At 63.5% G+C, this 13024-nt stretch carries 8 protein-coding genes; 6 read left to right on the top strand and 2 right to left on the bottom strand.

The features are described 5' to 3' along the window. Window positions 1–7: 7 nt before the first annotated feature. Both HPF_RS14130 and HPF_RS14125 read right to left on the bottom strand, forming a co-directional pair. Window positions 8–1078 carry a hypothetical protein gene (locus HPF_RS14130; protein WP_133156951.1) on the bottom strand — a complete coding sequence of 357 codons (1071 nt, stop codon included), beginning with the start codon at window positions 1076–1078 and terminating at the stop codon, window positions 8–10. A gap of 61 nt (window positions 1079–1139) precedes the next feature. Beyond that, window positions 1140–1628, bottom strand: a complete 489-nt coding sequence (locus tag HPF_RS14125; RefSeq protein WP_133156950.1) for a hypothetical protein — start codon at window positions 1626–1628, stop codon at window positions 1140–1142. Window positions 1629–2053: 425 nt separating this feature from the next. On the opposite strand from HPF_RS14125, the gene HPF_RS14120 reads away from it, so the two are divergent. The 6 genes from HPF_RS14120 to HPF_RS14095 all read left to right on the top strand — a co-directional run bounded on the left by HPF_RS14120 (window position 2054) and on the right by HPF_RS14095 (window position 12837). Continuing rightward, window positions 2054–5827, top strand: a complete 3774-nt coding sequence (locus tag HPF_RS14120; protein WP_133156949.1) for a hypothetical protein — start codon at window positions 2054–2056, stop codon at window positions 5825–5827. A gap of 57 nt (window positions 5828–5884) precedes the next feature. Continuing rightward, entirely contained in the window at window positions 5885–8407 is a 2523-nt protein-coding gene (locus HPF_RS14115; RefSeq protein ID WP_133156948.1) for an ATP-binding protein, read from the top strand. Next, window positions 8404–9690: a S8/S53 family peptidase gene (locus tag HPF_RS14110; protein ID WP_133156947.1), complete on the top strand. Its 1287-nt coding sequence runs from the start codon at window positions 8404–8406 to the stop codon at window positions 9688–9690. Before HPF_RS14115 ends, HPF_RS14110 begins: the two co-directional genes overlap by 4 nt. A 521-nt stretch (window positions 9691–10211) precedes the next feature. Continuing rightward, window positions 10212–10748 carry a JAB domain-containing protein gene (locus HPF_RS14105; RefSeq protein WP_133156946.1) on the top strand — a complete coding sequence of 179 codons (537 nt, stop codon included), beginning with the start codon at window positions 10212–10214 and terminating at the stop codon, window positions 10746–10748. A 699-nt stretch (window positions 10749–11447) separates the two neighbouring features. Next, the gene (locus HPF_RS14100) at window positions 11448–11900 is read left to right on the top strand and encodes a single-stranded DNA-binding protein (protein ID WP_133156945.1); all 453 of its coding nucleotides are present in this window, start codon (window positions 11448–11450) and stop codon (window positions 11898–11900) included. Between the two features lie 76 nt (window positions 11901–11976). After that, window positions 11977–12837, top strand: coding sequence for a DUF932 domain-containing protein (locus HPF_RS14095; RefSeq protein WP_133156944.1), 861 nt, complete (start codon window positions 11977–11979; stop codon window positions 12835–12837). Window positions 12838–13024: the final 187 nt, after the last annotated feature.

Genomic DNA, 13024 nt, shown 5'->3' with positions numbered 1-13024 from the left:
TGGACTTTCAGGCGGCCTTTTCGCCCGCGATGGGGCGCGGACGCATCTCGCGCACGACACCGCGCCGTGGGAATGCCATCAACGTCCCGAGCGGACGCTTGGCTAGTGCGATCGGCAATCGCTGAACTGCAGCAGCCGCACCCGGTTCGGGCAAGCTAAAGGACAGACGCTCCAGCATCTTGTGAACGACGTCCTGCTCCTGAGCGTTGAGGCCGGCCAGTTGCTCCTCGAAGCGGTCGGTTGCCGCTTGGCGATCCGCAGTCGCCTTCTGGAGACTCCCCTCGATGGTGGCGATCGTGTCCGCCGTCGCATTGCGCGCCCGTAGATCACCGATCGTCCCCTGCAGCGAACGGATGAGGCCGTCGAACACGATGAAGGCCTGTTCACGTTGCTCGTTCAGCTTGGTGCGCGCGCCCTCAAAGATCTTGGAGACCGACGCGACGATCTTCGCCTGAGACGCAGTGCCGACCTCCTTCAGGTCTGATCGGATGCCGGTCTCGGTCTCTGCTTTGGCCGCCTGTGCGTCGCGTCGCATGTCGGCGACCACTACGTCGACATTGCGGATGGTGATCTGCGGCAGGCTGAGCACGATGCGGTTGCGGACCATCGTGAACTCGGGCAGCCCGAGGATGACCTCGTGGTCCCTCATGGCGAACTCAGGTATCCCCATCACGATCCGCTGCTCCTGCATGAACGGCTCCGGCACGTCGATGAGGATGTCCCGCCAGCGCACCGCGAAGCCGTGGAACTCAGGGTACTGCCCGACCTTTCTCGTCACCATGCGGATGGACGGCGTGTGGAAGATGATGTCCTGGTCACGCATCGTCACTTCCGGGAGGCCGAAGACGATGCGGTGATCACGCATCGTGATCGAAGGCAGATCGAAAATCAGTTCCACGTCCTTCATGGTGACGTCGACGTCGATGCCGATACCGACCTCGGGCCCATCGGGCTTGTTTTCGTTGATGTCGCGGACGCGCTGGTCCAGAATCGCCTTACGCGCTTCGACGCGGGACTGAACTTCAGCCTCCATCTCCGCGACGACCGCCTTCAGTTCAGAGTCAAGTTGCTCGTCCATGTAACGCTCCATTTGAAGTAATCGCCGGCAACAGGAAAGGGGCCGGCTCCCTCTGAACCGGTCAGGTGTCGAGGCCGAAAGCCTTCTCGACGTAGAAGAAGATCGGCGAGACCAGGATTGCTCCGATTGCCGCCAAGGCAGCAAATGCCTTGTCCGGTATCAGCCCCGGCACGGCGAGCGCCCAGATCAGGAAGGCGATAGTGGCAGCCACCATGCGCCAAGCCGGAAGGACGAACGGTGCACCGTCCGTCGTGTTCGATTTCCAGGTCACCCGAGCAGAGAGGTAGACCAACGCTGGCGTCAGCAGCGCACAGATCGCGTACAACAGCCACTCGAGGTAGGGCAGCTTGCCATCGAGACTGACGCCTCCGAGCAGGCCCAACGCTGCCAAGAATGCCGTCGTTGTCTCGGCCGGGATGTACTTTGCAAGTGAGTCCAGATTCTTTTCTGCCGCGCTTGCCGGTTGAGCAGGTGCGGTGGCGTCCAGTGCAGCGCGTGGATGTGCAGCGCTGCGCAGAGCGAAGGTTGTTCCGAGTGTCCAAAGGCTCATGGCTTTCTCCTGGCTATGCCGCAGGGCCTGCGGTCATGTAGAGACTTTGGTCGGATGGAGGTGTTATTTCCAGTAGATCTGGCTAATACTTCTAAAAGGAAGTTAAGACCATGCTTGCCAGATCTGCTGGACGTCGATAGGAGATCGGACGCAAAAAGACGGATCTTTCTGTACCACGCATCGCTCCACGAAGCCGGAGCGTTTCGCTTTGCATTTAAGAACTTTTAAGACGCCGATCACTCCAGGTCTGCGGTGTTGCCATATCCTTGCGGCTATCGTAGCGATGCGAGAGAGTTGTTCTTGGCCGATAGCCTGTCCAGATCGAATGATGTGGCTTCAAATTCGGTGTTTTGCGACTTGACGCTCGACTTATCGCTTGAGCACTAGCGGCTTGCTTAATGCCAGATTCTGTCTTGGGAGGAGTTATGGCTGGTTTGCCAGATTGGGCAGTAGAGATCCTCAAACACCATCCGCAGAAGGTAAGCCACGGATTGAACCTAGTGCTTAAGCTCAAGCACCCGGAGCTCATGCCGCTGGTGTTGTGGGACATCGTGGTCGCTCGGCCCTTGATACAGCGCGCGCTGGACGGTTTGTCTTTCATTCACTTCGCACGCTTCGTTCCGTCGTGGGATGGCAAGGCCTTGATGGTCATCACCGAGTTTGATGGCCCGCTCGAACCCTATGTGATGGACTTCGCCATCGCCATCGGCGATGTGTTCGACCGACTTCTGAGCTACACCGAAGGCGCCCCGCCGTTGCCGGTGCGCGAGCACCCAGACGAGTTCTGGACGTTTGTCCAAGAATGGAACCGGGTGCCTTTCTTTCCCTGGGACGGCGAGCGCCCCGACCCCAAGGACCCAAACTCGCCGTTCTTCCCCTCCGAGTTTGACTACCCGTTGTACAGCGCTTACCCCAAACTCAGTGCCATCGACATCGCCGGGCCGCACGAGAAACGGCTACCCCCGGCGCTGGACAACCCTGCTGCCGACGTCGACGCCCGGGACGTGCAAGGCAACATACTTCGCCCTTATGCTGCCGCCACGGCGCGCTACCTGTTCTTGCGCGTCACCGATGCTGCGCGGGCGCGCCTATGGCTGGCGCAGCAGGCGGCGCCGGCCGCTGCCGACCGAACAGATGCCTGGCCTCCTGTCACGGACGCCAGTCCCTGGCCTCGAGGTGCTGATGAACGTGTGAAAAAGCCCGCACAGATGCTCAACGTGGCGTTCACTTTCGCCGGAATGCAGGCGCTGTTGCCAAAGCGGCTGGAGGACCTAAGACTATTCCCCCAAGCCTTTCGCCAGGGTGCACTAGAGCGGGCGAAAGCCAACGGCGACATCAGTGCCAGCAAGCCCGACCATTGGCTGATCGGCAAGCCCGGTCAGGTTCTGCATGTGGTGCTGACGCTGCATACCTTTGCCAGCGAGAGCATTGGCGATGCAGATTGGCAGCTGTTCACCGCTGCGTTCGACGCGCTCAAGGCGAATGCGGTAGCCCATGGCTTCGCGGTGGAGGCCACACACGAGGCGCAAGCCTTTTTGGGCCAAGACCGCCAACCCACTGGAGAGATCTACTTCGGCTACCACGATGGCATCGCGCAGCCGCGCATTGCAGGTCAATGCCCTGCTCATGGCGGCCTTAAGTCCGACTTCCAGCCTGCAGCCAGTCCCGGCGAGTTCCTCCTCAGCGAAGCCTACTCCGACATCTTCCGCGGCCCATCGTTAGGCAACCTGCCACCTGAACTCGCGCGCAACGGCACCTATGCTGCTTTGCGCTTGCTGGAGCAGGATGTGGAGGGCTTCGATGGGATGCTCGCCAGCGAATCGGCGTCGGCTGGTGTGCCAGCAGCCGAACTGCAAGCACGTTTGATGGGCCGCTGGGCCAACGGCGACCCTTTAACCCTGTCGCAAACGCCGCCTCCATTGGGAACCACCTCCTCGCGCAACGATTTCGACTACGCACCCTCCTGGGAACAGCCTGACTTAGAGCAGGACCATGCTGGTCATTTGTGCCCGGTTGGCGCCCACATACGCCGAACCAACCCGCGCAGTGCCCGGGTGGCCGGTCAGCGCCATTCACGGCGGCTCATCCGCCGCGGCATGCCCACGCAATGGGAAGAGAGTGGCACCACGCGAAGAGGCCTGCTGGGCTTGTTCATCTGCGGCAGCTTGGAGCGGCAGTTCGAGTTTATCCAGCGCGAGTGGATCCAGGGTGACTTGGCTGCTAGCGGCATCGCGGGCATGCAGGACCCCATTGCCGGCCTACGCGACAAGCCAACGGACTTCCATTTTTTTGCGGGTGGCCAAGAAGGGCAGGCACGCTTGGTAAAAGTGCCGCCATTGGTCACCACGCGTGGCAGCCTTTATCTGTTCATACCCGGCATGGGCACGCTGCGGCATCTGGAACAAGTCAACGACGGTAAATGGCGCCCCCCGGCACATACCTCGATTGCCACATCGGCGCCCGCCAGCTCGGTGCAAGTTGACCTGCAGACGGTCTCACTTGCCGCTGACGCGTTGGAGAAACAACGCGCAGCAGCTGTTCAAATTGCAAAGGATGTCACCGAGAACCAGTTCGGAGTCACACAGGTTCAGGCCAACTCACCGACCCAGGTGCCAGGCTCTGTGCCATTGAAGGTCAAAGGTCGCGCCCCTGTTGCAGCGTTGAGTAGCCTGGCTACCCTGGAGGAAATGGCGCGCCGGCCAATCGAAACGCTGCGCCAGACCGGCCCGATCCTATCAGTGACCGTGGAAGCCTCCTTCAGCGGCGACGCCCCGCTGGTGGACCTGCCTGACGCGATTAGAAAGATGCTAGCCGAACTGGTGCTGGAGGGTGTACGGTCAGAGTGGTTCAAACGCCTGATCGAGGCATTCGCCCCGCCGCCGCCCGACAACCCGGCCAGCGGGCAGCCCGCTCTCGGCCTGCCAATTACCGAACTCGACCCGGCTGACGCCAAGTTCATCATCGATCCGTTCGGCTACTGGAAGCAGCTGCGTGACGCCGGAATGCCTGTCGTCTGGAGCAAGGCGCACCGTGCCTACTGGGTGCTTGACTACAACCTAGGTCAGCTGGTGCTGTCCGAGCCCATTGATTTCGTGCAGCAACCGTCCGGTGCCAAGCTGCGCGGCATCATCACACTGGACCCGCCACGCCACACCGCCGTGCGCAAGGCCGTGGAAGAAGCGCTCATGGTGGCGGCGGCAAAGAACCGTGTAGATGGACTGGTCGACGACGCAGTCCGGGCAGCTCTGGAGTCAATCGGTAACCTGCAGCAATTCGACGCCGTGCCGCTGTTCACCAACGCCGTGCCGGCGCAGGTGTACTGGAACGTTTTCGGCCTGCCCGAGGAGAACCGCATCGAATGCGCCGCGCTGGCGCGCACGGTGATGCTGCACTTTGGCCAGCCAGAACACCGTGGCGTGGGCGACCAGCTTGTGTCGGCAGACGCCTCAGTGCGCCTGGTCACTCGGCTGGCACTGTTGCTGGCCGAGGCCCTTCTGGCGGGCCTTCTGGAATACCTGACCGGCAGGAACCGCTTCAAAGGCACGCTGATCGGCGAGCTGGCTGACCGTGTCGAACTGCCATATATGCCGAGTGTCAAGCGCGTCATCGGCTTCGAGGAGGCGCTGCTCACATTGCTGCAGTTGGTGCTGGCCGGCTTTATGTCCATGCAATTCCTGATGGGAACGGCACTGCGCAACCTGCTGTCACCCGACCCGCGCGCCAACCGCGGTGGCGAACAGCCCTGGGCGGCGCTGGGCGCGCTGCTCAAGGGCAAGCCACCCGACTTCCCGGCTGCACTGGCCCTCGCGCTGGAAGAAGCCCGCCGATTCGACCCGCCGGTCACAATCGTGCAGCGCTTTGTCGGGCCCAATGGTGCGAAGCTCCACGGTGTGCAGGTGGCCAAAGACAGTCCGGTTTTCGTGGTGGTGGGTTCGGCCAACCGAGACGCAGCGGTCGCGTTCGACGAACCCGACCAGTTCCATTGGGACCGGCCCGCAGGCGCAGGCCACCTGTCGCTTGGACACGGCATTCATCTTTGTGTTGGCCAAACGCTCCAGCAGCTCATTGTCCCCTCGGCACTGACTGCACTGCTGAAGGCTATGCCCAGCTTGCAGTTGGTGGACTCTGCGGCCACGCCAGCGTGGCTGGACAACGTGTACTTCCGCGCCTTGCAGTCTTTGCCAGTGCATCGCTGCTAAGCCAGCGCATCACGCCAGCACTAGCGCCGAAACTAAAGCATCGACGAACGCGCACCAATGGACGTTCTGCAGTTCGGTCGTTTCGAAATTCGTCCTGAGCAGCGGCAGGTGAGGGCCGACGGAGTGCCCGTGCCGCTTGGGTCCCGAGCCCTTGACCTGCTCCTGCTGTTGGTGCGGCACCGCGACCGGGTAGTTGGAAAGGATGAAATCTTCAGCCAGGTTTGGCCCGGGTTGGTGGTGGAAGAAAACAACCTAAGCGTCCAGATATACGCGCTCAGGCGCTTGCTAGGGACCGAGACGATAGGCACTGTCACCGGCCGCGGCTACCGGTTTACTGCGCAGGTTCGGATCACATCCGCCACTGCCGAAACTGATGAGCCGCGGGGGAACCTGCCGGCGCGCAGGGCCGACTTATTTGGGCGTGAGGCTGAGCTGGCCCACCTACTGACCCAATGCGAGCGCGCCGCCTGCATAACCTTGTGTGGAATGGCTGGCGTAGGCAAGACGGCGCTGGCCACCCTGGTGGCGCAGCGCCTGGCTGATCTGCGACCGTTTGCAGACGGTGCTTGGCGGGTGGACTTGACCGAGGTGCGCGACCCCGCCTGGCTGGTGCCGGCGGTTGCTGAGGTTGTAGGCGTTGAACTCGACGCGCAGACCGATGCATTGAAGGAACTCGTTGCCCAGCTGAGGCATCGGCAGTTGCTGCTGGTGCTGGACAACTGCGAACACGTTATCGAGGCCGCTGCGCAGTTGGTGCAGGCCCTGCTCGCCACCACCGCCCGCGTCATGTTGATCACCACCAGTCAGGAGCCGCTGCGAGTGTCAGGCGAGACAGTGGTGCGTTTGGACCCGCTGGTCGTGCCTCACACCGGACCGGTGGACGACGCAGCAGACTGCGGAGCCATGCGCATGCTGGTAGCCCGAGTGCGCGCCGCCATGGGCGGCAGCTTCGCGCCGATGTCTGGCGAACTGGCTGACATGGTCGAGATCTGCCGGCAGTTGGATGGCATACCCCTTGCTCTGGAGTTCGCTGCTTCGCGTGTGCCGCTACTGGGCGTATCTGGCGTGCGCAGCCGCCTGAACGACCGACTGCGGTTACTAGTTGGCGGTGCCCGTGGAGCGCCCAAGCGGCACCGCAGCTTGCAGGCAGCGCTTGAGTGGAGTCACCAGCTCCTCAGTCCACGCACCCAGGGGGTGCTGCACCGCTTGGCGGTCTTCCCATCGGGATTCAGCATCGAAGGCGCGCAGCTGATTGCCGACACAGGCGAAGAGGCTGAACTCCTTGAGCAGTTGGATATCCTGGTTGATCGTTCGTTGGTTGTCCGCGATGCTGGGCCAAGGGCGCGGTACCGGATACTGGAGACGACACGCGCTTTTGCGCTTGATTGTCTGGCTGCGGCTGGCGGCGGCATTGATTGGCAGGCGCGGCTGGCACAAGTTATGGCCGAACTCTGCGTGACGGCAGCCCGTAGACGGGATACCGCCTGGATGTGGCAGGAAATGCCCAACCTGCGGGCGGCGTTCTCCTGGGCCACAGCCGCGACAGGTCCTGGCGCCACGGCCGTGACGCTGGCGACTTATGCCTCCGTGGTTTTGGGCGCAGGTGGCGCATTGAGCGAGGCGCTAAACATGTTGCGATTGGTTAGTTCGCGGCTGGACGAGAGTTGCCCACCCGCGCTGGTTGCGCGCTACTGGCACTGGTTGGGCCGACTGGGCGTAGAAGGCCGCCTGCCAAGTTCAACCTGCATTGAGGCTTTGCAGCGTGCCGATGCCCTGTTTGCGGCTCTCAATGAACCGCGCCACCGACACGCTTGTCAGCGCCATCTGGCCGAGGCCGAACTGCGCAGTGGGCATCCGGATCGTGCCGAGCAGCACTTGGCCTCGGCGTGTGATCTGGAGAAAGCCGACATGTCACCGGCCGACCGCATGCGGCGCCAGCGTGTGCAGGCACTTCTGGCCAGTGCACGCGGGCGCCACACCGAAGCCCTGCGTCTTGCGCATTCGGCCCTCGAATTGGCTGAGGGAGGCTCGGTCGACCGCTACCGGTTGCTATTGATGGCGGACATTGGTTGGACGCACCTGCAGATGGGGCAAGCAGCGAGCGCCGTAGGCGCATTCCGCAACCTCCTGCTTCACTTGGATCACAGCATTCGACAGGGACTGGCGCGAGCCAGGGCCTTGTCCGGGCTGACCGCGGCGCTGGTAGCAGCGGGCCAGGTGGACGACGCGGCCCGCGTGGCCGGCCGCACTGTACACGCGTTGCAGCAGGCTAACCTGCTTTGTTCGCGCTGCGAGGTGTTCGCTTGGCTGCTGGCGGCAAAAGGGAACGGCATCGCAGCGGCGCAGTTGATTGGCGCCGGCGATGCGTTCACCGCCGGTAGTGAGACCGAACGTGATCCCATTTCTCAACTGGCCCGCGCGCGCACCATGGCATTGCTGGAGAAGCTGCTACCAGCCGATGACACCAACTACTGGCAGGCACAGGGCGCGATTTCCGATGAAAACCACGTGCGCCAACTGCTCGAGCGCGCCTTCGTTACCCCGCCGCAGGGCGATGACTTCGAGGACACATTGACATGAGACCGTATTGCCTGGAGGCCAACTGCATTTCTCGCCATGGGGCCGAGAACGCGCTGTCGAGCCATCTGCCCGATCTGGATGTCGAGTTGTTTCCATACGTCGGAGACACGGTACTCTTGCCGCCGCATCTGGAAGCAGCGCTCGTTGAGCGACTTGGCGCAAAAGGCTCTCGTGCCGCCCTTACCGAGGCAGGGCTAAGCAACATGCGAGAGGAGGATCTGGATCAAGTGCTTCGAAAGCTGCTACAGGTTCCCGCCGAGTTGGCACACCGGACCGAACAAGCGCGGCTGGGTGCCGAGAGTGCCGACGCTCGCACGTGGCACCTAGACATGTGTCGAGTGCGTGAGGCATGGGCCGTGGCCGGAGGACCCTACGACTTTGAATGGGGAACTCTTTGTTTGGGCCAGGTGGACACCGGCTACACATCGCACCCGGCCTTTGGTTTCCCCGATCAGCCCTCGGTGCGGGTGGAGTTAGCTCGCGACTTCATGGAATCACCACCACCGGGCGACGGACGCGACCCGCTCACTGGCGGCTCCGGCGGGCATGGTACTGCCAGCGGCAGCCTCATCAATGCCTACGACATGATCACACCTTGCCTCGGTGTGGCGCCGAGGGTGCCCTTGGTGCCGACCCGAATCAGCGACTGCGTGATCATCGACGACCGTGCTGACGAATTCGAATCCGCTGTGCGCTATCTGGTGGACGAAGTGCAGGTCGGTGTCATCAACGTGAGCATGGGTACTTTTGCTCGGCTTCTGCCTCCAGCGCCGCTGGTTCGCGCACTGGACCACGCCTACGACCGTGGCGTGATCGTGTGTTGCGCGGCGGGAAACGTGCCGGTTCCTCAATGGCCTGCCTACCCGGCACGGCTGGCGCGATCTATCGCCGTCGCAGGCGTCACTCAGAAGGCGCGTCGTTGGGCGCTGAGTTCGAGCGGAGATTGGGTTGACTTCAGTGCTCCTGCGAAGCAAGTATGGCGTGCTATATCGAGGCGAGGCTGCGACTACGACTTCGCTCGGACTGGCGGTGGTACCACCTTTGCGGCAGCCATGACGTCTGGTGCCGCTGCACTTTGGCTGTTGCGACACGACCAGACTATTGCAAACCGCTATGGTGAGCCGTGGCAGCGCATCGAGGCCTTTCGCCTTATGGCTTGCCGGACAGCATGGCGTCCCAGCGGATGGGATGTCGATGCTGGTCTGGGCTCCGGAATCTTGAACGTCGCAGCTCTGATGGACCCACAGTACCTTCCCGATCCCCGTGAACTGGAGCGACGGTGACCTACAGGTCTAGTGAACCGTTCGCTCGGGAGCTGATTGATATGCTCCTTTGGCGCCTACGCGAACCTGGGTATTTCGTCGTGTCGCGTTCTTGTCGCTATCGAGGCGCTTAGCGTACTGGAAGTCCTGGCCAACACTGAAGCATGTCGCTGACGGAGTCACGTATCATCCGCGCCCGATTGGTGTGCTGAGATGCCTTTGAAGGACTGAGCGTCCCGGCGTACCGCCGTCGGGCTCTGCGGGCTGCGCCCCGCGCCCCGTGCCGGGTCGCGGCCATGCGGCTCCGATCCCTGACGCCTTCGGCCGTCCCGGCCTGCGCGCTGCGCTTGCCTTCCTCACGCCTGCATTTGTGGTTGGGCTGGCTTGCTGATCCCTTCATCCTTACACACCGTTCTCGCCGTCAAGGTCTGCGCGCCCTGTGGGCGCTGGCGGCCGTTCGGCCGTCTTCGAACCTGTGACCGCTGCGCTGCGGTGTGCCGGTTCCGGTCTCGGGCAATCCCGCCCGATCACCGGAGTTGGTCATGCAGCACGATCTGTTCTCTTCCCTCGATTCCTTCCTGTCGGTGCCCGCTGGTTCGGGCGGCTTGCTCATCCGCGATGTGACCGGGCAGTACCGTCCGGCCGAGGCCGACGAGGTGCTGCTGGCGGCGCAGCAGTTGCTGGCCGCCCAGGTGCGCGGCAGCGACTTGATGGACTCACCCGCTGTGGTCAAGGACTTCCTGCGCGCCCGGCTGGGCAGCCTGCCGCATGAGGTGTTTGCCGTGGTGCACCTGGACTCGCAGAACCGCGTGCTGGATTACGTCGAGATGTTTCGGGGCACGGTGAGTCAGACCTCGGTTTACCCGCGCGAGGTGGTGCGCGATGCGCTGCTTCGGAACAGCTGCGCCCTGGTCCTGGTGCACAACCATCCCAGCGGCGCGGCGCGTCCTTCGCGTGCCGACGAATATCTGACGCAGACGCTCAAGCAGGCGGCAGCACTGGTCGATGTGCGGGTGCTCGACCACTTCATCGTGGCGGGCGACTCGGTGAATTCGATGGCCGAGTTGGGTCTCGTGTAACCCCAGGGGCCATCGGCCCCAATTTTTTGTTGTTGAACAGCGCGCTGTGCGCGGGCACAGGGGAGGGCGGAGCATGGCCGGTGTTCACCGGCAGCACAGGGAGCAGCGGCCCTGTCCCGTGCCCAGGGATCGCGGTCTGGTTTCCTTCCCGCTGTGCGGGAACGCGCCCGCTGGACGAACTGACGTTCGGTCCGCTCCCGCCGCTGCGCTGTGTTCCCATCCCGCCCGCCAGATCGTCCCCCCGGTCACCCGCCAAACCCGAAGCCGGGCCGCTGGAAATACCGGAGTCCTGAACCCCTGAAGTGATCGCAGCGGCTCGAACGCCGCGCCAGTCGCTGCGCTTGGTGTCACGCCGTCCGCAGAGACGCCACTGCTCAGTTCACCCGGTCGCCTGCGCTGTGCTGGTCGCCCGAAGAGGCCGGGGCAGCGCGTGCGCCAATGGGCCCACCGTCATCCCCCCACGGCGCCCCCATCCACAGGTGAGGGGGACTTGTGGGGGGATCTTTCAGCGGTGGGCCAGGTGACTGGCTCACTGTTTCGTGCTGCAAGGTTTCCCCATCCCCCACCCCTTCCCGAGGGAAGGGGCCTTGCCCACCCCCCGCCCGCCCGTGGGCGGGAGCGAGGGAGTCCGAGCGAGAGGATCAGCTTTGAGGAACCCGGATCGGGGTCCGGCTGATCGCTCTTGCAAGGAGTTCCATCATGGCCAACGTTCAAGTCATCCAGCGCCACGCGCACCTGGCATCCGCCGTCAAGCTCGAATTCGTCAACGGGCGCGAAGGCAAGGTCGCCAAGGCGGTGCTGACCGCCATCAGCAACAGCCGCCGGGGCAGCGGCGAAGAGCGGTCCGAAGAAGCCACCGCGATCCAGTGGACGCTGTGGGCCAAGCAAGCCGAACACGCGGCCGAATACCTGGGCAAGGGTTCGCACGTGAACATCGTCGGGCGCGTGCGCAACAACAACTACCAGGACAACGACGGGGTGGAGGTCTACGGGCTGGCGTTCACCGTGGACGAAATCGACTACCTCGACAGCAAGGCCGAAGGCGAAGCCCGCCGCGCACGCGATGGCGCAGGTGAACCACCCCCAGCCGCCCCCAGCGCAACCAACAGCAGCCGCAAGGCCCGCAACGAGCGCCAACCGGCGCACGCCTGACCCCGCAAGCCGGGCGGTTCGGCCGCCCGGTGTTCATCCCGTTTCTTCTCCCATTCACCGAACCAGGAGCATCACCATGATCTCTACCGCCCATTCCCCTCGTCTGGCCGCCCGCTTTGGTCAGAACACGTTTGTGATCCGCAGCGAAACCCCGCTGGCTGAAGACCAGATGCGCCGGGCCGCGCCGTCCATCTTTGCCGAGGGCAAACACGGCAGCCGTTCCGAACGCTACACCTACATCCCCACCATCGACGTGCTGCGCGGCCTGCGCAGCGAGGGCTTCGAGCCCTTCATGGTGGCCCAGAGCAAGAGCCGCATCGAAGGCAAGACCGAGTTCACCAAGCACATGATCCGCATGCGCCACGCCGGGCAGGTGAACACCCGGCCCGAGGCCAACGAAATCATCCTGATCAACAGCCACGACGGCGCCAGCAGTTACCAGATGCTCGCGGGCGTTTTCAGATTCGTTTGCTGCAATGGTCTGGTGGTGGGCGACGTCACCAACGACATCCGCATCCCCCACAAGGGCAACATCCAGGACGAGGTGATCGAAGGCGCGTTCCGGGTGCTGGAGGACTTCGAGGCGGTGGACGCCTCCACCGACAGCATGAAGGCCCTGCCGCTGCAGCGTGAGGAGCAGCAGGCCTTTGCCACCGCCGCCCTGGCGCTGCGCTACGGTGAACGAGGGGAGGGTGAACCACCGGCCCCGGTGACCGCCGAACAGCTGATCGAAGCCCGCCGACCGGAAGACTTCGGCAACAGCCTGTGGACCACGTTTCAGCGGGTGCAGGAGAACGCCTTGCGTGGTGGTCAGCCCGGGCGCGGTGCCAAGGGTCGGCGCCTGCACACCCGCCCGGTGGGCAGCATCGACCGCAGCGTGAGCCTGAACCGCGCGCTGTGGGTGCTGGCTGAAGAGATGCGCAAGCTCAAAGTTTGATGAGGTCCGGCGCTGGATTCAACCCTGAATCCAGCGCTGAGACAGGACCGCGTCGCACCCATCATCGGACGGTGCGTGCGCGTGAAATTCCAAAACGCGCTCGCCGGCCGGCGCCGGCTCGCGCGATCCCGGCCGCTGGCGCATCGAGCGCGGCGCCCGGGAAACGTCCTCCGCCTCGACTTCCCTT

Source organism: Hydrogenophaga pseudoflava (assembly GCF_004353865.1).
In the GTDB taxonomy this organism is placed as follows: Bacteria; Pseudomonadota; Gammaproteobacteria; order Burkholderiales; family Burkholderiaceae_C; genus Hydrogenophaga; species Hydrogenophaga pseudoflava.
Note: the sequence above shows the minus strand (reverse complement) of the source record. Positions and strands in the feature narration are given on the sequence as shown.

Coding starts and splice junctions, on each gene's coding strand:
- HPF_RS14125 (WP_133156950.1), bottom strand. CDS start 1,628: ATGAGCCTTTGGACACTCGGAACAACCTTCGCTCTGCGCAGCGCTGCA.
- HPF_RS14120 (WP_133156949.1), top strand. CDS start 2,054: ATGGCTGGTTTGCCAGATTGGGCAGTAGAGATCCTCAAACACCATCCG.
- HPF_RS14100 (WP_133156945.1), top strand. CDS start 11,448: ATGGCCAACGTTCAAGTCATCCAGCGCCACGCGCACCTGGCATCCGCC.
- HPF_RS14110 (WP_133156947.1), top strand. CDS start 8,404: ATGAGACCGTATTGCCTGGAGGCCAACTGCATTTCTCGCCATGGGGCC.
- HPF_RS14105 (WP_133156946.1), top strand. CDS start 10,212: ATGCAGCACGATCTGTTCTCTTCCCTCGATTCCTTCCTGTCGGTGCCC.
- HPF_RS14095 (WP_133156944.1), top strand. CDS start 11,977: ATGATCTCTACCGCCCATTCCCCTCGTCTGGCCGCCCGCTTTGGTCAG.
- HPF_RS14115 (WP_133156948.1), top strand. CDS start 5,885: ATGGACGTTCTGCAGTTCGGTCGTTTCGAAATTCGTCCTGAGCAGCGG.
- HPF_RS14130 (WP_133156951.1), bottom strand. CDS start 1,078: ATGGACGAGCAACTTGACTCTGAACTGAAGGCGGTCGTCGCGGAGATG.